Consider the following 20,422-nt stretch of genomic DNA (forward strand, 5'->3'; position numbering starts at 1 on the left):
TACTTCTGGCAGGGTGAATAAAGGCTTATTTCCCCTATATATGATAGAAGAACTTCGATTTAGAGGTATTTTATACGCTGCTAAGTTAATGATATTGCTATTAACCATTAACTCCAATGTCCAGTTTCTAAAAACCGAATGACTTCAAAGTAATTCGAATAAATCCCATTAACCCCGATGTACAGTTTTTCGATGAATGGTTTCAAAGTTATCCTTTTATTACTAACAACTAACAACTAAAAACTAAAATCCCTGTTTCACGTGAAACAATTCCCGAATGGTTTCCCCATGAAACCGGTAACTGATAACTTTTTTCCCTCATGATATAATAAGACCATCAAGGAGGACTATTATGACCGATTTAGAAAAAGCGGAAAGCTTATTTAAGGAATATAAAATAAAAGAAGCGTACCCCGTTTTCAAGTCTCTGGCGGAAGCGGGAGATGCGCGGGCCATGTATTTCCTGGCTCTTTACCATAATTATTATCTCGAGGCTGCTCCCTGGGACCCTGAGGAAGCGGCAAAATGGGCACTGAAGGGAGCTCAGGCGGAGGATCCGCTCTGCGCTTTTTTCTGCCTCCTCCATTCCGATGGAATCGCACGCGAAGAACTGGACAAGCTCTATGAAAAGCGGGAGACCTGGATTTCGAAGGTGAAGGAAAATCCCGACTGCTATGCCCTGGAGGCCCTGGGATGCTATACCATGATTCATGCCGATGAACATACCGAGCTGGACGAAGCTTTTTCCCTCCTCCACACGGCAGCCATGGGCGGTTACTGGAAAGCCTGGAATGATATCGGACAGTTTTATGACCCCCATGTGCAGGACAATCCGGAATTTGTCCGCCATGTGGCAGACCCGAAGCGGTCCATGGAAGCATACCGGAAATCCGCCGAAGCGGGCTATCCCGATGCATTCAACCGTCTCGCCTATTTCTACTATCTGGGCACCGGAGTGACAAAGGACAAGAAAGAAGGCATCCGCCTCTTCCGCAAAGCCTTTGCCAAAGGCCATCTAAGGGCCGGAGTGGCTCTGGGAGTCATGTACATTTTCGACGGAAACGGGACGAGTGACAAAAAAGAAGGATTTAAGATTACAAAGAAAGCGGCCGAAGGAAATGACCCGCTGGCCCTTGGAAATCTGGCGAACTGCTATTTCTACGGCCACGGAACGAAAAAAGACCGCCGCCTGGCCAAGATTTACTACCAGAAAGCCTCGGACCTCGGTATGGACTCCTCCACCACCCAGCTGGGCGTGATTTACCATGAAGATGGAAATGACAAAAAAGCTTTCGAACTTTTCCGGAAGGCAGCAGACCATCACTATGTAGAAGCCCTGGGCTGGCTCGCCGCCTGCTACCAGTTCGGCTACGGCACAGAAAAAAATACGGAAAAAGCCATGGAACTCCTCCAGCATGCAGCCGCTCATGGAAGCGAAGATGCGAAAATAGCCCTGCAGCAGATCCGGAGCGAAATGAGCGAGTAAGAGCGATTCGTTCATGGTTAATAGATAATAGATAATGGTTAATGGTTAATGGAATCCCACATTGTCCGGAAAATATTGATCCCAAAGATTCTTTTCCTGTTGTGTACAATGCGGCCATTACCTATTACCCATTAACTATTAACTATATATCCATTAACCATAAAGTATAGAAAGCAGATTCATGAAGAAAACAGTACTTCCCGCGGTTTTAGCCGCTTCATTTATATATTTCATAAATCCCTGCGCTGTGCAGGCCGAAAATATCGACCCGGCGGCCACGCTTCTGGAGTCGGCCACCGCTTCTTCTACCGATGACGGGGCAGCGCCGGAAGGAGGCGAAGCGCCGGCTACATCCGAAAGCCAGCTGGTGCTCCTCACCTGGCCGGATGATCCGGAATCAGTGCGCTACGAAGTGGAAATATTCCGGGGCCTTCCGGAAAATCTGGACAGAAATGCAGCGCTCGAAGACCACCTGTACGATAACCAGCGGATTTATTCCAGTAAAGTGCTGGTGGATATTTCCCAATTTCCCGAGGGCGATGCGCCCCTCTACTGGCGGGTGCGTCCCATCGATGCGGACTGGTCCGGCATGGGGCCCTTCTCTTCCCCCAGAGAACTGAGAAGTACCATGAAACCCATCGACCGCAATGCCCCCTATCCGAATATTTACCATCCCGGAAACGGCTCCACCCTGGAGTACCCGGTCTATTCCTATGCAGGAAATCCCGGCGCATCGAAATACGAAGTGGAAGTGACCGATACATACCCGGAAAATACGGAAGGCACCGAACCCTCGAAGCACCGCGTATTTTCCCAGATTACAAGCCTTTCCAATGTGTACGACGATAATCCCCGGATCGGCACCTACTACTGGCGCGTGCGGGGCCTTGCCGAAGACGGAAGTCCTGTGGGCATCTGGAGCCTCCCCGAAAAAGTCCGCGCCAACCCCGAAGAACACTGGGACGTAGGCATATTTGGAGATTCCATTACACAGGGAGGCGGTCACCTCTACCACAGCCCTGCGGACATGGCCTACTCCTACATCACCTACCTCGATTTCCCGGCAGTCAATATGGGACGAAGCGGAGATACTACGGAAATGATGGAAGACCGTTTCACCAGGGACGTCCTTCCTTTCCATGTGAAATACCTCCTCATCATGGGAGGCATCAATGACCTCCGCATGGGAGCGGACCCGCAGAAAGTCATCGGCCATCTGGCAGTGATCCAGAAAAAATGCACCGACCACGGCATTACCCCCATCCTCCTCACCATCGTTCCCATCAATCCGGAAAACATACAGAAATACTACGGAGATGTGACCTACAGCGGATGGAAAGAATCGGTAGACATTGTCAACGCCTACATCCGCACCCAGCCCCACATCGATACGGCTGCTCCCTTTTCCGACTACGAAGTCATGCCCAGCGAACTGGCCATGGACGGAATCCACGGAGACTGGAATGCCAAGCAGATGATCGCGGGAGAAATCAATCGGGAGATACATAAGTTTATAAAATAAAACTGGTATTCGAGTAAGGCGGACTGTATTCTTCAATGACTTTTGAATCGGGGGAATCGGGGCCATTGGGGCGATCGGGGCGATCGGGAAGGATATGGTTCCCTGCGGGAACCAATCTTATATAGTGCGCTCCGCGCACGGGCTGTTGGCCCGCAATTGAGCTGACAGGGATTCTGCACAGGCGGTGGCTCTACCATTCCGACATGCAGCGGCAGAACAACCCCCTGCTCGCTCCGCTCGCTGCCCCCCAGGCTCGGGGGGCCTGTGACGTTTCGAATCCCCATAAGTATTCGGCGGCCATCAGGCCGCCACCTTCCCGCACCCCGCACCCCGAAATCCCCAATTCGCAATCCGACTATCGAATCTGCCTCAGCTCAAAAACCTGACAAATGTCTCAAAACAAACGGAGCCAATCATGAAGATTTCCAAAGTATTTCTTGCGCTGGCCGCCTTTCTTTTCATGACTCCGGCAGCAGAAGCCACAGATCTCACCTATCTCCACTGGACTCCCAACTGGGATGCAGTGAAGTATGATCTGATCCTTTCTACCAGAGACCTGCTTCATCGCTCTATCCGTCACCAGACGGTGTACATGAGCGACGTACTTCTGCCGTCTATCTATATGCAGAAAGAGAAGGACTGGCAGTGGCAGGCCCGGCCCCTCGATTTCGACGGAAATCCCATCGGGCCCATCAGCAGTCCGAAACTTTTCAGGGGTTCAGCCCGCATCGTTTCCAGAAATGCGCCGCTCCCCAGGAGAGACGTGAGTGGAAGAAGAGGCGGCACCCTGCTCTATCCCGTCTATTCCTACGTGGGAAATCCCGGTATTTCCACCTATGAAATAGAAGTGCTCTCGGAGTACCCGGAAAACGTGAACGGTACAGCCCATTCCATGTACCACATCGGAGGCGGAGATTTCCAGTATACCGACTATTATGATGAACCGCCCCGCTTCGGCACCTGGTACTGGCGGGTCCGGGGCAAAGATAAATACGGAAGGGCCGTCGGAGAATGGAGCCTTCCCCAGAAACGGACCCTCTCTACAAAAGGATGGACCATCGGCCTCTTCGGAGATTCCATCACCCATGGAGGCGGACGCATGTCCTACGGGCCCAACGATCTCGCCTACAGCTACGGCTCCTATCTCGATTTCGATACCATCAACCTGTCCAATTCCGGGGACACCTCGGAAACCATGGTGGAACGGTTTGAAAGAGACGTCCTTCCCTTCCATCTGAAATACCTCCTCATCCTGGGCGGGACGAACAGCCTTAGGGGAGGAGTGCCGGCAGAAGAAGTCATCGGAAATCTTTCCACCATCCGGCAGAAATGCAGGGATTACGGAATCGTCCCCATCCTTCTCACCCTTCCGCCCATCAATCCGGAAAGCACGCAGAAAGTCTTCGGAGAACCGACGGTGGAAAACTGGCAGGAACAATTTGCCAGAGTCAATGCATGGATCCGCACCCAGCCCCATATCGATACGGCCGCTGCCTTCGATGAAACAAAGCCCATGCCCGTAGACTATGCGGTAGACGGCCTCCACGGAGACGTGCGGGCGAAAAAACTCATGGCGCAAGTCATCAATGCGCACATTGGTGAGTTTGTGAAATGATAGCGGTTAGAAATAGAAATAGTGGTAAGTGATAAGTGAAGGTGGCCGTCCAATTTATGGGGCGGCCCTTTTTTGCTGAAAATTGTGATTTCTACAAATGTGAAACTAAAAACTAAAAACTTACAACTACTCACTCTACTGTGATTAACCCTGTGAATTGTTGTGAAAAACTCCTGTTCGAGATATGGATTTTACATGATTTTTACGGAAATAGTTACTCACAGTGATTCACAGAAGAGTTATTCACAGGGGTGTGAAAAGTTTTTGAGTCATTTGTCAGCTTTATGGATTGAGTCATCTGCGATAGTCGGATTGCGGATTGGGGATTTCGGATTGCGGGAAGGTGGCGGCCTGATGGCCGCCGAATACTTATGGGAATTTTGCACAGGCGGATTTGAAAAAATATTCAAGTCGAAACGTCACAGGCCCCCCGAGCCTGGGGGGCAGCGAGCGGAGCGAGCAGGGGGTTGTTCTATCGCTGCGTGTCGGAATGGTAGAGCCACCGCCTGTGCAGAATCGGATTCATTTCATTTGAGGGCCAAAGGCCAAATAAATACTCGGCCGCCTTCCAAATTTGAAGCGGTCACCGCCCCTTTCCCCTTTGTTTTGAGTCACCGCCTGCGTACAACCCTTAGCAGCACAAGTGCGGGCCAAAGGCCCGTGCGCGAAGCGCACTATAAAAAATTGGTTGGCGAAGCCAACCATATCTTTCCCGCAATCCCCAATCCGCAATCCCCAATCCGTCTTTCACCAAAAAAGCCTCCCGGCTCAAAAGGCCCGGAAGGCTTTATTTCTAACAACTAAAAACTAACTGGTAACCGCTAAACTCACCCCAGTGCCACGTCCAGGGCCATCATGATGATGAATCCTACGGCATAAGTGATGGTTCCCACATTGGAATGGGGTTCTTCGGACATTTCCGGGATCAGTTCTTCCACCACCACGTACATCATGGCACCGGCGGCAAAGGACAGGAGGTATGGCATGAGGGGCACGATGAGGGTGGTGAGAAGGATGGTAATGACTCCCCCTATGGGTTCTACGGCCCCTGAGAGGACGCCCATAACGAAGGATTTCATCCTGGATTCTCCGGCCGACCGGAGGGGAAGGGAAATAATGGCTCCTTCCGGGAAGTTCTGGATGGCAATGCCCAGGGAAAGGGCCATGGCGGAAGCCAGGGTGATATCCCCGTGGCCCGCTGCAAAACCGGCCAGTACCACGCCCACTGCCATACCTTCCGGAATGTTATGGAGAGTGACTGCCAGGACGAGCATAGTCGTCCTTTTCAGGTGACTTTTCGGACCTTCCGGATCATGGGCGCCCATGTGAAGATGGGGAATCACATGGTCCAGGAAAAGCAGAAAAACCATGCCCAGGGCAAAACCGATGGCTGAAGGGAGGAAAGCCATTTTTCCCAATGGTTCCGATTCTTCGAGGGCCGGAATCAGCAGTGACCAGATGGAGGCGGCTACCATGACCCCCGCCGCAAAACCGGTGAGGCCCCGCTGTACTTCCCGGTGAAGTTCACCGGTCATAAAGAGACAGGTGGCAGCCCCCAGACTGGTCCCCAGGAACGGGATGAGGAGACCCATTGCAAGTATTGTATCCATAGTGTAACTCCTTTATATGATTTATCTTAGGTATAGACCGTTTATCGTCATTTGTCAATTTCTGCCTGAAAACCATGATGAATTGGAATGCTTTTGAAACGGGAATCTCGGGAATTATTTCGGGGGTCTCGGGACTGTCGGGGAGGTCATCAGGATCAAAGGCCCGCTTTATCTTACTTTTTCCTATTTCTGCACCTGTGAATATATGCTTTGGCACTGAATGACCCGGCGGCAGGGCAAATTCATTTTGTCAGGAATTTCTTTGAAAGCTTTCCCTGTGGATGTTAAAATAAATCAGATTTTTATGAGGAAAGGAAGCTTTATCTTGTCTCTTTGGAAACGGTACCTGATTTTTTTCATGGGCATCCTGATCCAGTCCATGGGGATTTCCCTGACGGTGAAGAGCGCGCTGGGTACGCCGCCTATTTCCAGTGTGCCCTATGTGCTCTCTCTGGCTTATCCTTTCACTTTTATGGATTGTGTCTATTTCGGTATTCGGGATTAGCCTCACTGCGACATGTCCCGGTAGATTCTCTTTCGAAAGTTCGGGGTGATCGGGGCGGTCGGGGTGCGGGGAGGTGTCAGCGCTGATGCGCTGACTAATTTATAGGGGGAATGTACACAGGCGAGGTTGAAAAAATATTCAAGTCGAAACGTCACAGGCCCCCCGAGCCTGGGGGGCAGCGAGCGGAGCGAGCAGGGGGTTGTTCTGCCGCTGCATGTCGGAATGGTTCATTTGAGGGCCAAAGGCCAAATAAATACTCGGCCGCCTTCCAAATTTGAAGCGGCCACCGCCCCTTTTTCCTTATCTCTTTTCCCTTTCCCCGATTCGTCACCATTGTCTCTATGCCCCGCCAGTCTTCTATGCCTCAATATCTTGTATTTTCTTTACGCTGCTAAAGTCATTACATTAGAAATAAATTAAATATTGCGTTTTACTATTGCAATTCTCAAAAACAAGACCTATAATGCAAACATCAAATTCATATTGGTGGATGAAGTATGTGGGAGAAAACCACTGGTTTGCCGAAGGAGCAACACTCTCAGGCGTCGCAAGACAGGTACCGCATATGGACACACTCTGGAGAGTCTCTACAAATAGAGCGCCGAAGGTGTAAGGAAGGAAATATTTTCCCAATCTCTCAGGCAAAAGGACAGAGAAAGCAACGTCACACTGAATGTGTCCGTTAAAGGTAGACAATGCCGGCTTCCAGAGTAATTTTTTTATGATGGGCCGGCTTTTTTGTGACTATATTTTTCGGAGGGCGTTGTACAAAAATGGATTTGAATTACATGGATTTGCTGAATTCGGTTGATAGTTTTATCTGGGGGCCGCCGCTCCTGGTCCTTCTGGTAGGGACGGGCATTCTCCTCACGATCCGTCTGAAGCTTCTGCAGGTTTTCAAACTGCCGAAGGCTCTGGCACTGATCTTCAAGGCACAGAATGCGGGAAGCGGTGATATTGATTCTTTCAAGGCTCTCTGCACAGCCCTTTCTGCAACCGTAGGGACCGGAAATATCGTAGGCGTGGCAACTGCTATCGCAGCCGGTGGTCCGGGAGCCATCTTCTGGATGTGGATGGCCGCATTCTTCGGAATGGCTACGAAATATGCGGAAGGTCTTCTGGCCGTCAAGTACCGTGAAGTGGACGACAAGGGCGAAATCGCCGGTGGTCCGATGTTCTACATCAAAAACGGTATGGGCCCGAAGTACAAATGGCTGGGCACACTTTTCGCCATCTTCGGCGTACTGGTTGCCTACTTCGGTATCGGTACTTTCGCCCAGGTGAATTCCATTGTGGATATCACAAAGATGACGACAGGCCTTTCTCCTATCTGGACCTGTGCGATCCTGACCATCCTGGTCGCAGCTATCACTCTCGGAGGTCTTCAGTCCATTGCAGCTGCCGCTTCGAAAATCGTTCCGGCTATGGCTGTGATTTACTTCATTTCTACAGTTGGTGTACTTATCTATTTCGCAGATCAGATTCCTGCTGCTGTTGAAACCATTATTTCCAATGCATTCACAGGCACAGCTGCTGCCGGCGGTTTCCTCGGATCCACGGTGATGCTGGCTATGAGAAGCGGTATCGCAAGAGGCGTTTTCTCCAATGAATCCGGCCTTGGCAGTGCCCCGATCGTAGCAGCCGCAGCAAAGACCAAGTGGCCTGCTGAACAGGGTCTGATTTCCATGACCGGTACCTTCATCGATACCATCATTATTTGTACGCTCACAGGTCTGACCATCGTCGTTTCCGGCGAATGGCTGAACGGCCTGAACGGCGCAGCTCTTACAAATGCAGCTTTCAAAGATGCATTCCCCGCATTCGGCGGCTACATGCTGATGATCGGTCTGGTGCTCTTCGCCTTCACCACCATCCTCGGATGGAACTACTACGGTGAACGGTGCATGATTTACCTCTGCGGCACCAAAGGAATCCTTCCTTACAGAATCATCTTCATCATCCTCGTCGCAAGCGGCGCGTTCCTGAAACTCGAAGCCATCTGGGTCCTGGCAGATATCGTCAACGGACTCATGGCTATACCTAACCTGATTGCCCTGCTGGCACTCTCCGGTGTGGTGGTTCGTGAAACAGAGAAATATTTCGACCACCTGGCTACCGGCAAAGACTACGAAGAATACGTAGATAGAGATCCGGCAAAGGAAGCAAAGTCCGAAATTTCCGATTAAAGAAATAAGGAGGGCTTCAATCAGGGTCATACACTTACATATTATTTCCGGGAAGCGGGGTTTTTCCCATTTTCCTCCTTTCCGGATTAATATGACACCCCATCCGGCGCAGGGCACTCCTGAGAAGAAGCCCTCCTAAACTGATTCAACGGAGTCTGCCGGGCTCCGGGAGCTATCCCCAGAAAATAGCTTCCGGAGCGGAGGCCCTATTTCCAAAAGGGGAGAATAATAAAACAAGTATAGGATCGGGCGGCAGCCCGTGAATATAGCCGTCACTGCACGGCAGATGTCCGAAGGGGGAATTCAGATCTGTTCCCGGAGGTCATCGGAAAAGCAGTAACAGAATATGTGGTTGATGTACGCTGAAAAATGACGGCGAAAGCCGCTGCCGAAGGAGTAACACTATCAGGCGTCCAGAATGGACACGAAACTGCGTACGGACACAACTCTGGAGAGTCCCGCGAAAGGCGGGCGCCGAAGGTGTTAAGAGATTTCATACCCGTAGGAATCTCGAATCTCTCAGGCAAAAGGACAGGGCTGGCTAAGGGTAACACCCGATATGCATGGATGCATACATACATGAACCGCCAGCCTCAGTATTTCCTTAAGAAAGCCTGAGTACGGCGGTTTTTTGTTTGAAGTATGGAAGGATTACGGGGAAATAAGGGGGATATTTATTATGGACATGGCAGCAATCAATGCAGTTGTCAACGAGATTGACAGCTTTGTGTGGGGGCCGGTAATGCTGGTACTCCTCGTAGGTACAGGGGCATTCCTCACATTTTATCTGAAATTCAGAACATGGCGCAACTTACCGTACGCTATCTCAAGCGTACTTTCTAAAGAAGCCCGCACCACCAAGCGTGGTACCGGCGACGTTTCTCCATTCTCCGCACTGTGCACCGCACTGGCAGCAACCATCGGTACCGGCAATATCGTCGGTGTCGCAACGGCAATGTTCTCCGGCGGCCCGGGCGCCCTGGTGTGGATGTGGATTTCCGCATGCTTCGGCCTTACTTCCAAATTCTCCGAATGTATGCTGGCTATTAAATACCGTGAAGTGAACGCTAAGGGCGAAATGAAAGGCGGCCCGATGTTCACCATGAAGAACGCTTTCAAGAATAAGACTCTCGGCGCTGTCATGGGCTTCCTCTTCGCATTCTTCGCAGTAGTCGCTTCCTTCGGTATCGGCAACATGACCCAGGCAAACTCCATTGTCGGTGCAGTCAAGACCCTCTGGGGTACACCTGAAGAAATCTGCGGCGTTGTTCTCACCGTTCTTTCTCTCATCATCATCGTCGGTGGTATCAAGACCATTTCCAAAGTTTCTTCTGTAGTCGTTCCAGGCATGGCAGTCTTCTACATCATTGCAGGCGTCATCTGCATCGTTATGAATATCGAAAACGTACCGCACGGCCTCTACCTGATCTTCACCATGGCATTTGATCCGCAGGCAATTGGCGGCGGCGTACTTGGTACTATTACAGTTTCTGTTATGAACGCTATGCGTTATGGCGTTGCCCGCGGCTGCTTCTCCAATGAAGCCGGCATGGGTTCTGCCGCAATCACTGCAGCCGCAGCTACCACTGATGACCCGGTTCGTCAGGGCTATATCAATATGACCGGTACTTTCTGGGATACCATCGTTGTCTGCTCCATCACCGGTATTACCATTGCAGCATCCGGCGTCCTCGGCACTGTAGGCGCTGACGGCAAGCCTCTGAAAGGTATCGCCCTCACCATGGCAGCTTTCTCCACTGAACTTGGCGTAGTTGGTCAGTATCTTGTAGGTATCGGCATCATCCTCTTCGCATTCTCCACCATCCTCGGCTGGGAATATCACGGTGAAAAAGCATGGGAATACCTCTTCGGCACCCATAAGTACAATATGATTTACAGAGTTGCATTCTCCCTGGTTGTTTATGTCGGCGCTACCCAGACCCTCGACCTGGTTTGGAACCTCTCCGATATTGCAAACGCTCTGATGGCAATCCCGAACCTGATCTCCCTGCTCATCCTTGCTCCTGTTATCAAGGAAGAAGTGGAAAGATTCCAGGTTGTTCTTGAAAAAGAAAAAGCTGAAAAAGCACTGGCAGCTAAAGAAAGCAAAGCAAATGCCAAAGCTTGATCCAATGCAGAAACTTGAAATTACTTATCGGGACGCATCGGTTGGATGTGTCCGGGCGTGATCGACTGAACGCGTGAAAAACGCAGGGTTAGAGATTTCAGCGGATGTTCACCTTCGCTAACACCTCCGGCCGATCGGATGGAACCAGGTTCCAAAGTCCGGATGGAAGTCTCCAACCCCTCCATATCGTTGTCCCCCCTCACTACTTCGGTAGTGAGCCACAACCCCTATCCTGCTCCTCTGAATTCCGGCAGGATAGGGGATATTTTTATGTTTGAGTCTTCTGGTCGTTAATTGGATTGAGTCACATACGGTATTCGGGAGTCAGCCCTGTGCCGGACATGGAACGTTTCTGTCTTCTGCGAGACTTCGGGGTTCGGGATGCGGGGTGCGGGAAGGATTGGCTGCTGATGCAGCCAATGAATATATATGGGGAATGTGCACAGGCGGGGTTGAAAGGCCCATTTTTATCAGATGGTTTCGTTGTCGAAACTGACGGATGGAAATCGCGGGAGGAAGTTACCTGTCGATATGGACACAGATGATTCCATGCGTCCCTCCCGCGTCCGGGAGGGTGCCCGGAGGGCAGGAGGGGCGTACGATGGTATTTATCGAAATTGAATATGTCTGGTTCACGTGTAACGTAATGATTTTGGAGTCTTCTGGTAGATACATGGGTCTGAGTCACATACGGTATTCGGGAGTCAGCCCAGTGTCGGACATGTCCCGATAGAGACTTTAGCGAGATTTCGGGGTTCGGGGGTATCCGAGGCGATCGGGAAGGTGCTGCTGATGATGGAGTGCATTTTTATATAGCTGATTTCCAAAATAAAACCTGTCTGCTTAAATTGATTTGGGTCAAATGAATTTAAGTAGACAGGTTTTTTATATTTCAAAAAGTTTGAATGGTGGGTGGATTTCGGATGACCGGTTCAAAGGCGTATATCGGATATTTCCCGGAGGCGGCAGCTTTCCCCTGTTTCGTGACTGATTCAGTTTCTCCAGGTTCCCCGGTCGAGACTGGCGGCGGATTGGACGTCCGAGGGGCTGAGGCGGCCTTCGGGACTTTTGGGAGGGAGCGGTACCATAGAGAACGGGAAATAAGATACCCATATTTCATAGGATTTGTGCAGTCCTTTGAATGCAGGAAAGGAATGCAGAGCAGTAAAAAAGCCCGCTTCCTGGCGGAGGGGCTTGATCAGGTGTATTTCAGAATCTCGTACTATTCACGAAATCGATGTAGCTCTTATACTGACGGATGATTTCATAATCATGGAGGGGGAAACATTCGCTGACCCAGCGGATGAGGAGCCAGGCGCAGCCGATGAATACGAGGAATTGAAGGATGCGGTGGATGAGGGAATGAGCATTGGATTTCCTGACCCAGCGCGTATGCAGGTTGTAGGCGCTTCTGTAAATCCACCGGTAGTAGAGTACCAGGTAAGCCACAATGCCCGTGCCCATGAGGGCGAGGCGCAGCCCCCCGATATGGGGAAGCACGATTCGTTCGAACCAGCGGATGGGATCTGAGGTGGCAAAGAACATTTCTCTCGGGCTCATGAGGATGCCCATGTAGGTGTAATGAGCAAGGAAGATGAAAGCATTGAAGGAAAAGAAGGCGATGGGGATGAGGCAGATGAAGGCGGCCAGTTTCCTTCCTACCACCACCTTGCTGATGACGTTCATCACGAAGAAAATGAAGAGGAGAGAAGCTACGGAAGTGAGGAAATAGGGTGAAAGGTGGTTCAGCCTGGCAGCGGTGATGCCGTTTCTTGCATGGATGAGGACGTAGGGAAAGATGAGGGTCCAGCCGAAGAAGGGAATGTACCCGATGCGCCAGAAAGGATGGAGCAGGCTCTTTCCCGTGGTGAGCTCCGTGAGAAAGATGAGGATGAGACATTCCGCCGCATTCCGCATGAACCGCTGCCAGTTATTGGCTCCGCTGATGCCCAGATAATAATAGTACTGCAGGATGAAGCCCATCAGGAAAAAGGCACACAAAAAGTAGAAGACGATTTCTCTTGTCGTCGTCTCACTCCACCAGTTGTAGAACTGTTCCTTCTCCTCTTCCCAACGAAGCATTTGATTCCTCCCAGGGTTAGACTTTATCACTTTAAGTATAAATTCTGGCCAGGTTTGGGGCAAGGGGAAAATTCAATATTCCCTCGCCAGGAAATAGTAAAGCCCGGCAGGCCGGCCAAGACTTGGACCATTTTCGGGATGGGGGAATTTGCCTTCCGTGCAGGTTTTGAGGCAGTTCGATTTAAACCGGAAGGGTATAGCGGGAGTTAGCCTGCGGGAACTCCAATGGGAGCCATATATAAAAGGCCGCCCTATGAATCTGGCGGCCGCCTTCCCGACCGCCCCGCAGTACCTGTGCGGTCAGATGGAGTATGCCTCCACTGCTCAGGGCTGTACAGGAAGGCCCTGATGTTTTCTCCGGCAACCGACAGCTTCCATGGGTGAAAATACCGACTTGCGCCGCAAAAACACCCATCCTCCGGCTCCGCCGGGACCTTCCCATCCAGGACAGGTGCCCTGCAGCATGCTTTCCGTCAGAGTCATCTATACTTTACACCTGTAGTGCAGAAAATATAAAAATGCGGCACCTTCTGCTGTTGCGCCGTCCTGCCACCCCGAGTCGCGAGTCCCCATTCCCGGACAATTCAAAGTTTCGAAGACAGCTGAGAACTCAAAGTCTCAAAGAATCCAGTTCTAAATATAAAAAGGCGCGCTTTCAGATTTTTCGCGCGCCACCTTCCCGACAATCCCGATCATCCCGAGATTCCCGATATCCCCGATTCAAAAGTCAATCGCCCATATAGTCCCCTTCCGACTATAAGTCCGTCATCATACTCCCACCCCGATTCAAAAGTCAATGAAAATGAAAGGTTCCATATGAAAAAGGCGCCACTGTAACTTCGGGCCGCCTCTGATTTCTAATCACTAACAACTAAAAACTAATGACTCACTTCACCCCAGCAGGTCATACAGTTTCTTCACGGAATCGATGTCTTTCATGTGGAAGGGGGAGAGGTCATGGGTGAGCCGGCCGATGATATTGTGTTTTTTGAGGAACCGGCGGGCTTCTTCGATGGTATTTCCTCCGCCGTTTTCTTTGTAGCCGTTGAAAAGGGCCCGGATGCGTTCTTTTTCTTCGTCGTAGTTTTCCCGGTAGACGCCCTGCATGAGGAGGAGGAAGTCGATGGCTTTCTGTTCTTCTCTGTCATAGGAGTAGAGTCGGTTTTCCCAGTCCAGGAAGGTGAGTTTCCCGTCTTTCCAGGTGATGTCCCGGAGGGCCGGACGGCCGTGGACGATGCCTGAGGCGTGGAGGGCAGCGAGGGCTCTTCCCGTCTCTTCGAGAAGATCCTCTTTTTCTCCTTCTGCTTTGGGGGAGTCCAGCCATTTTTTCAGGGTGGGGCCTCCGTCTTTTGTGACCATGTAGTCCGGAGTCAGCAGGGTAATAGCCGGTACCAGTTCCGGATGGGCCTGTCCGGCGATGGTCATGCGGGCGATTTCGTAGTAGAATTCTTTTTCTACGGAATATTTCACCAGCTGGTTCCGCCCGTTTCCAAGTTTCCGCTTGATCCAGTATTTCTCATTGTCCAGATCAAAGCTGATGATTCGTTTCGACGGATTTTCGCGGATCAGCTGATCCGCCATCCTCCTGATTTTTTCCTCTTCCATAATGACCTCTTTTAGCAGGTATGCAGGCTGAAAAAGCCTGTTGAGCATATTCATATTTTATCAGATATGTAAGGTTATGGTAAGAGGAATGTAAGGAAAAGTGCTGTCTTTTCCCTTTTCTGCACTATGTCACTAAGCGCTAACTACTAAGTGCTGACTGCCAACTGCTAAAAATACCCGCTTCTCCGTAAAGTTTATTTCTTTGTGATTCCCCGTAAACCGTGTATAATAAAATCGATATATAAATTTGCATGGATTCGGGGAGGTGAGGAAATGGATATCACGCCGCTGGACGGGCTGGCTGCCATGGACCGGGTGATCTGGGGGCCGGTGATGCTCATCCTGCTTCTGGGGACGGGGATTTACCTGACCTTTACTCTCCGTTTCCTGACCTGGCGCCATCTGCCGTCTGCGCTGAAGCAGGCCTTTTCTCGTCCTTCTTTCGTGAAAAGGAAAGGGGCCGGCGACGTCTCTCCTTTTGCAGCCCTCATGACGGCTCTGGCAGGGACGATCGGCACGGGAAATATCGTGGGCGTAGCGACGGCCATGTTTGCCGGGGGACCGGGGGCTCTGGTATGGATGTGGATTTCCGCGCTCTTTGGTCTCTCCACCCGTTTTTCCGAATGTCTCCTCGCTTTCAAGTACAGGGAAGTGAACGGCCGGGGTGAAATCAAGGGCGGTCCCATGTTTACCATGAAGAATGGCATCAAAAACCGCCGGCTCGGACTCCTCATGGGTGGTTTCTTTGCCTTTTTTACAGTGATCGCATCTTTCGGCCTTGGAAATATGACCCAGGCCAATTCCATCGCTTCCGCCGTGGAGGCTTCTTTCGGCTCGGATCCCACAGTGACAGGCGTGGTGCTCATGTTCCTCACGATTATCATCGTGGTGGGAGGCATCACTTCTATTTCCAGGGTTTCCTCGGTGGTGGTGCCGGCTATGGCCATTTTCTATGTGGCTGCCGGGCTTCTCTGCCTGATTCTGAATTATAGAAATATACCGCAGGGTCTCTACCTGATTTTCATGATGGCTTTTGATCCTTCCGCCGTTTCCGGCGGAGTGATGGGCACCATGACAGTATCTGTCATGAATGCCATGCGTTACGGGATTTCCCGGGGCTGCTTCTCCAATGAGGCAGGCCTGGGGTCTACCGCGATTTCCGCCGCAGCCTCTGCTACTGATGAACCGGCCAGGCAGGGCTATATTTCCATGACCGGTACGTTCATCGATACGCTCATCGTCTGCTCCATTACCGGCCTTGTCATCGCCTCTTCCGGCGTGCTGGGGATGGCGGGTCCTGATGGAAATCCCCTGACCGGTGTGGCTCTCACCATGGCTGCCTTTTCCGCTCAGCTGGGCCACATGGGAAGGTCCATCGTCACCGTGGGGATCATCCTTTTCGCCTACTCCACCATCCTGGGCTGGGAATACAATGGCGAGAAGGCCTGGGAATACCTTCTGGGCACTTATAAATATAACATTATATATAGGTCCGTTTTTTCCATCGTCGTCTTCGCAGGGGCTGTCCTCTCCCTGGACTACGTGTGGAGTCTTTCCGATATCGCCAATGCCCTCATGGCCATTCCGAATCTCATTTCCCTCATCCTGCTCTCTCCCGTCATCCGGGAGGAAGCGTTTGCGTTTGAGAGGGAAAGGGAGCTGAAGAAGTAGATGGAAATAAAGAAAACTGTAATTGGATAGAACTTTTGAATCGGGATTGCCGGGAATATCGGGAATGGTTTCGGGAGACCCGGGGAGTCGGCGCTGCTTTTGCAGCGTCTATTTTTATTGGGGATTTGTGCATTCGGGGGGACTGAAGTGTTCAACTCCAAAGATTTCTATCGCCCGGGTCGGACAGGAAAGCCGGACAAATACGAAAAAGTACCAGACACAAAAGCCTCAAAAGTTCAAGTCGGAAGGGCAGGCCAGACGAATACGAAAAGCTTCGAGTGCAAAAGCCTCAAAAGCTCAAGTCGGAAGGGCAGGCCGGACGAATACGAAAAGCTTCGAGTGCAAAAGCCTCAAAACAAAAGCCTCAAAAGCTCAAGTCGGAAGGGCAGGCCAGACGAATACGAAAAAGCTTCGAGTGCAAAAGCCTCAAAAGCTCAAGTCGGACAGGCAGGCCGGACGAATACGAAAAAGCTCCAGGTACAAAGCTTCCAATGTACAAGCCGAAAAGGCAGGCAGTAAAGACTATGTATCCCATAAATTATAATATAGAGCTTATAACGCACATGAATTATAAAGTATTTGATTCATAGATACATATATAAGCATGAATCATTTCATACTTCTATTTGTTTTTCTGCATATATTTCACTATAATAAAGGCAAAATTGGAAAGGGGGAGATTGTATGAATCTTTCTGTACAAATTTTCCTGTCCCTGGTGCTCTCCGTAGTCGTAGGGCTGCTTCTTGGGGACGGGGCCGTGGGGCCGGTGAAGACCTGGATTGCGCCGATTGGCTCCATGTTTATCAGCCTCATCAAGATGATGATCGTTCCGGTCGTTTTCTGTTCCCTGGTAGTCGGCATGACTTCCATGGGGGATATGAAGAAACTGGGCCGTATCGGAATCAAAACTCTTTGCATTTATCTCATTACTACAGCCATTGCCATTGCTATCGGGTTTGCAGTGGCCGGAGTCTTTCAGCCGGGTATCGGCATGGCTCTTCCGACGGCAGCTGCTCCTAAGGTGAAAGAAGCGCCCACGATCATGCAGGTTTTCCTGAATATGATTCCATCGAATCCGATTGCTTCCATGGCCAAGGCGGATATCCTGCCGATTATCATTTTTGCACTTTTCGTTGGGGCGGGCATTATTTCCCTGGGCGGAAAGAAAGCGGATATCCTCATCAATTTCTTTGATGCTTCCGCAGAAGTATGCTACCGCATCATCGGCATGATCATGAAGATTGCCCCTATCGGCGTATTCTGCCTCCTCATGCCGGTCGTCGTACAGAACGGCCCGAAAGTGCTTCTGCCTCTTATTTCCGTCATCCTCTGTATGGCTGTGGGGAGCGTCATCCACGCAGTCTGCATCTATTCATCCATTGCCGGGATCGCTGCTCATATGAGCCCGCTCACATTTTTTCGGGGCATGTCGGAAGCCATGGCTATCGCCTTTACCACCTGTTCCTCGGCCGGCACCCTTCCGGTGAATATGAAAAATGTCCAGACGAAGCTGGGCGTTCGCCGGGACATCGCATCCTTCGTCCTTCCGCTGGGCGCAACGATCAATATGGATGGGACCGCTCTCTACATGGGCATCTGCTCCCTCTTCATCGCTAACGTTTACGGAATCCCGCTGACCATGGATCAGATGATGATGATCATTCTCACCGGTACTCTTGCATCCATCGGTACCGCAGGCGTTCCGGGAGGCGGCCTCATCATGCTGGCCATGGTCCTCCAGTCCGTAGGACTTCCGATGGAAGGCCTGGCCCTCGTAGCCGGCATCGACAGAGTGCTTGATATGTTCCGCACCTGCCTCAATATCACCGGCGACGCAGCGGTAGCAGTGGCTATCAATGCGACGGAAGCAGAAAAAGAATAAGGCGGCCATTCTAAAAGAAATATGAAATGAAGTATACAATTTTAGAACAAGTAAAAATATTGTTGTATATTTTAAAATGATAGTGTATAATGGCTGTGTCAATTATATATCGCTGGATGAAGCATGCGGAAAAAGACGAAAGTCTGCCGAAGGAGTAACACTATCAGGCGTTCCATGAACACGAAACTGCATGCAGACAGATCTCTGGAGAGCCCCGTGATCGGGCGCCGAAGGTGACAAGGCAGGAGCCGAAATCTCTCAGGCAAAAGGACAGAGCTGGTGGAAATGACGCCGGCTCTGTTTTTATTTTCAGAACCGGCGGTTTTATTTCGAAAGATTTTCCCCTGGGGGGAGGAAAATCTTCGGAAAATGGGAGGAATTCACATGTTAGCAGACGTATTGAATCAGATCGACAGCATCGTATGGGGTCCCTGGCTCCTGGTGCTGCTGGTGGGGACCGGCGTGTACCTGTCCATCCGCCTGGGTTTCCTGCAGGTCATGAAGCTGCCCCGGGCACTGAAGCTGATTTTCTTTGCCAGGAATAAGGGGGACGGAGATATCGACTCCTTCAAAGCCCTCTGCACGGCTCTGGCAGCGACAGTGGGCACAGGAAATATAGTAGGCGTGGCCACGGCCATCAAACTGGGCGGCCCGGGAGCCCTCTTCTGGATGTGGCTCGCTGCCTTCTTCGGTATGGCCACCAAGTATTCCGAAGGATGCCTGGCCGTCAAATTCCGGGATGTAGATTCAAATGGAAATATTTCCGGCGGACCTATGTACTACATCGAAATGGGCCTGGGAAAGAAATGGAAACCCCTGGCTGTAGCTTTCTCCATCTTCGGTGTCATGACTGCCATGCTCGGCAGCGGTACCACCACCCAGATGAATGCCATTATTTCCTCCGTCTACGCAGGCTTTGGCGTATCCACCTACATCACCTGTGCCATCATTACAGTCCTGGTAGCCATCATTACCTTCGGCGGACTCCAGTCTATTTCCAATACCGCCTCCAAAATCGTACCGGCCATGGCCGTCATCTACTTCGTACTGACCGTTATTTTCCTTGGAATGAATGCTTCCGCCCTGCCCCATGCAGTGGCTGAAGTCATCGATGGAGCCTTCAACGGAACAGCAGCTGCCGGCGGCTTTGCAGGAGCCACCATCATGCTCACCCTCCGGAGCGGTATCGCCCGGGGACTTTACTCCAACGAATCCGGCCTGGGCTCTGCGCCGATCGTAGCAGCTGCCGCCAAGACCAAATGGCCTGCCGAACAGGGACTCATCTCCATGACCGGCACCTTTATCGATACCATTATCATTTGTACTTTGACCGGACTGACGATCATCGTCTCCGGCGTATGGATGGGCCCGGATAACGGGGCAGCCATGACCCAGGCAGCCTTTGCCACCAGCTATGGCCGGCTGGCGCCCTACATCCTCACCATCTCCCTCACCCTCTTTGCCTTCACCACGATTATCGGATGGAACTACTACGGTGAACGGTGCTGGGCCTACCTCTTCGGCACGAAGACCATCAAACTCTACCGCATCGGATACATCATCATCCTCGCCTCTGCCGTATTCATCAAACTCGAAGCCATTTGGGCCCTGGCAGATATCGTAAACGGCCTTATGGCCATCCCGAACCTCATCGCCCTCCTCGGCCTCTCCGGAGTGATTGTGGAAGAAACAAGGAAATACTTCTCCCACCTTGAAATCCGGGATGCCAAACTCAAAGCTTATAAAGCAAGAAAAATTGGGAAAGTGTGATGATTTAGTAGTTAGTTTTTAGCTCTTAGTAAAGAGCCGGCTGTGCGGGCAGCCGGCTCTTTTCATTTGGCCGGAAGGGATTGGGAATTGGGGATTGGGGGAAAAATATGGCTGGCTCCGCCAACCAATTTTTTGTAGTGCGCTCCGCGCACGGCCTTTGGCCATAAAAAAGTGGTAAGTGCGAAGTGATAAGTGGTAAGTGAAGGTGGCGGCCTGATGCGGCGGGAGTATGGATGATGGACTTATAGTTGGAAGGAAACTATATGGTCAATTGACTTTTGAATCGGGGATATCGGGAATCTCGGGATTATCGGGGTTGTCGGGAAGGAGTACCGCTGATGCGGCACGAGTATATATG

At 51.2% G+C, this 20,422-nt stretch carries 12 protein-coding genes and 3 riboswitches; of the genes, 9 read left to right on the forward strand and 3 right to left on the reverse strand.

Going from position 1 to position 20,422, the window contains the following annotated elements; genetic code table 11:
- Positions 1 to 352 precede the first annotated feature (352 nt).
- The 3 genes from QZN42_RS09200 to QZN42_RS09210 all read left to right on the forward strand — a co-directional run bounded on the left by QZN42_RS09200 (position 353) and on the right by QZN42_RS09210 (position 4,623).
- Positions 353 to 1,486 (forward strand): hypothetical protein, encoded by a 1,134-nt coding sequence (locus QZN42_RS09200; protein ID WP_296956898.1) that lies wholly within the window; start codon positions 353 to 355, stop codon positions 1,484 to 1,486.
- Between the two features lie 181 nt (positions 1,487 to 1,667).
- Positions 1,668 to 3,008, forward strand: coding sequence for a GDSL-type esterase/lipase family protein (locus QZN42_RS09205; protein ID WP_296956902.1), 1,341 nt, complete (start codon positions 1,668 to 1,670; stop codon positions 3,006 to 3,008).
- Positions 3,009 to 3,423: 415 nt separating this feature from the next.
- Positions 3,424 to 4,623: a GDSL-type esterase/lipase family protein gene (locus QZN42_RS09210; protein WP_296956907.1), complete on the forward strand. Its 1,200-nt coding sequence runs from the start codon at positions 3,424 to 3,426 to the stop codon at positions 4,621 to 4,623.
- Positions 4,624 to 5,450: 827 nt separating this feature from the next.
- Here the strand turns inward: QZN42_RS09210 and QZN42_RS09215 are convergent.
- Positions 5,451 to 6,233: a ZIP family metal transporter gene (locus QZN42_RS09215; RefSeq protein WP_296956910.1), complete on the reverse strand. Its 783-nt coding sequence runs from the start codon at positions 6,231 to 6,233 to the stop codon at positions 5,451 to 5,453.
- Between the two features lie 325 nt (positions 6,234 to 6,558).
- On the opposite strand from QZN42_RS09215, the gene QZN42_RS09220 reads away from it, so the two are divergent.
- The 3 genes from QZN42_RS09220 (at position 6,559) to QZN42_RS09230 (ending at position 11,052) form a co-directional block, all read left to right on the forward strand.
- On the forward strand, positions 6,559 to 6,738 hold the full coding sequence (locus tag QZN42_RS09220; protein ID WP_296956912.1) for a hypothetical protein: 180 nt from the start codon (positions 6,559 to 6,561) through the stop codon (positions 6,736 to 6,738).
- Between the two features lie 566 nt (positions 6,739 to 7,304).
- Positions 7,305 to 7,401, forward strand: a riboswitch (glycine riboswitch).
- 110 nt (positions 7,402 to 7,511) lie between these two features.
- Positions 7,512 to 8,924, forward strand: coding sequence for a sodium:alanine symporter family protein (locus tag QZN42_RS09225; protein WP_296956915.1), 1,413 nt, complete (start codon positions 7,512 to 7,514; stop codon positions 8,922 to 8,924).
- A 438-nt stretch (positions 8,925 to 9,362) separates the two neighbouring features.
- Positions 9,363 to 9,469: riboswitch (glycine riboswitch) on the forward strand.
- A 134-nt stretch (positions 9,470 to 9,603) separates the two neighbouring features.
- Positions 9,604 to 11,052, forward strand: a complete 1,449-nt coding sequence (locus QZN42_RS09230) for a sodium:alanine symporter family protein (protein WP_296956920.1) — start codon at positions 9,604 to 9,606, stop codon at positions 11,050 to 11,052.
- Between the two features lie 1,209 nt (positions 11,053 to 12,261).
- Here QZN42_RS09230 and QZN42_RS09235 read toward each other — a convergent pair.
- Together QZN42_RS09235 and QZN42_RS09240 are read right to left on the reverse strand one after the other, a co-directional pair.
- Positions 12,262 to 13,134, reverse strand: coding sequence for a hypothetical protein (locus tag QZN42_RS09235; RefSeq protein ID WP_296956921.1), 873 nt, complete (start codon positions 13,132 to 13,134; stop codon positions 12,262 to 12,264).
- Positions 13,135 to 14,025: 891 nt separating this feature from the next.
- Complete coding sequence (locus tag QZN42_RS09240) at positions 14,026 to 14,739, reverse strand: hypothetical protein (RefSeq protein WP_296956924.1); 714 nt, start codon at positions 14,737 to 14,739, stop codon at positions 14,026 to 14,028.
- A gap of 273 nt (positions 14,740 to 15,012) precedes the next feature.
- Between QZN42_RS09240 and QZN42_RS09245 the strand changes: the two genes are divergently transcribed.
- The 3 genes from QZN42_RS09245 (at position 15,013) to QZN42_RS09255 (ending at position 20,064) form a co-directional block, all read left to right on the forward strand.
- Positions 15,013 to 16,410: a sodium:alanine symporter family protein gene (locus QZN42_RS09245; protein ID WP_296956927.1), complete on the forward strand. Its 1,398-nt coding sequence runs from the start codon at positions 15,013 to 15,015 to the stop codon at positions 16,408 to 16,410.
- A 684-nt stretch (positions 16,411 to 17,094) separates the two neighbouring features.
- Positions 17,095 to 18,294 (forward strand): dicarboxylate/amino acid:cation symporter, encoded by a 1,200-nt coding sequence (locus QZN42_RS09250; protein ID WP_296956930.1) that lies wholly within the window; start codon positions 17,095 to 17,097, stop codon positions 18,292 to 18,294.
- A 194-nt stretch (positions 18,295 to 18,488) separates the two neighbouring features.
- Positions 18,489 to 18,578: riboswitch (glycine riboswitch) on the forward strand.
- 100 nt (positions 18,579 to 18,678) lie between these two features.
- On the forward strand, positions 18,679 to 20,064 hold the full coding sequence (locus QZN42_RS09255) for a sodium:alanine symporter family protein (RefSeq protein WP_296956933.1): 1,386 nt from the start codon (positions 18,679 to 18,681) through the stop codon (positions 20,062 to 20,064).
- Positions 20,065 to 20,422: the final 358 nt, after the last annotated feature.

The sequence above is a fragment of the uncultured Dialister sp. genome, assembly GCA_900314595.1.
Taxonomy (GTDB): domain Bacteria; phylum Bacillota; class Negativicutes; order Veillonellales; family Dialisteraceae; genus Dialister.

Bases quoted from the DNA above. Each gene is read 5' to 3' on its own strand.
- QZN42_RS09200 (WP_296956898.1), top strand. From the start codon at position 353: ATGACCGATTTAGAAAAAGCGGAAAGCTTATTTAAGGAATATAAAATA.
- QZN42_RS09255 (WP_296956933.1), top strand. From the start codon at position 18,679: ATGTTAGCAGACGTATTGAATCAGATCGACAGCATCGTATGGGGTCCC.
- QZN42_RS09230 (WP_296956920.1), top strand. From the start codon at position 9,604: ATGGACATGGCAGCAATCAATGCAGTTGTCAACGAGATTGACAGCTTT.
- QZN42_RS09245 (WP_296956927.1), top strand. From the start codon at position 15,013: ATGGATATCACGCCGCTGGACGGGCTGGCTGCCATGGACCGGGTGATC.
- QZN42_RS09240 (WP_296956924.1), bottom strand. From the start codon at position 14,739: ATGGAAGAGGAAAAAATCAGGAGGATGGCGGATCAGCTGATCCGCGAA.
- QZN42_RS09235 (WP_296956921.1), bottom strand. From the start codon at position 13,134: ATGCTTCGTTGGGAAGAGGAGAAGGAACAGTTCTACAACTGGTGGAGT.
- QZN42_RS09215 (WP_296956910.1), bottom strand. From the start codon at position 6,233: ATGGATACAATACTTGCAATGGGTCTCCTCATCCCGTTCCTGGGGACC.
- QZN42_RS09250 (WP_296956930.1), top strand. From the start codon at position 17,095: ATGAATCTTTCTGTACAAATTTTCCTGTCCCTGGTGCTCTCCGTAGTC.
- QZN42_RS09210 (WP_296956907.1), top strand. From the start codon at position 3,424: ATGAAGATTTCCAAAGTATTTCTTGCGCTGGCCGCCTTTCTTTTCATG.
- QZN42_RS09225 (WP_296956915.1), top strand. From the start codon at position 7,512: ATGGATTTGAATTACATGGATTTGCTGAATTCGGTTGATAGTTTTATC.
- QZN42_RS09205 (WP_296956902.1), top strand. From the start codon at position 1,668: ATGAAGAAAACAGTACTTCCCGCGGTTTTAGCCGCTTCATTTATATAT.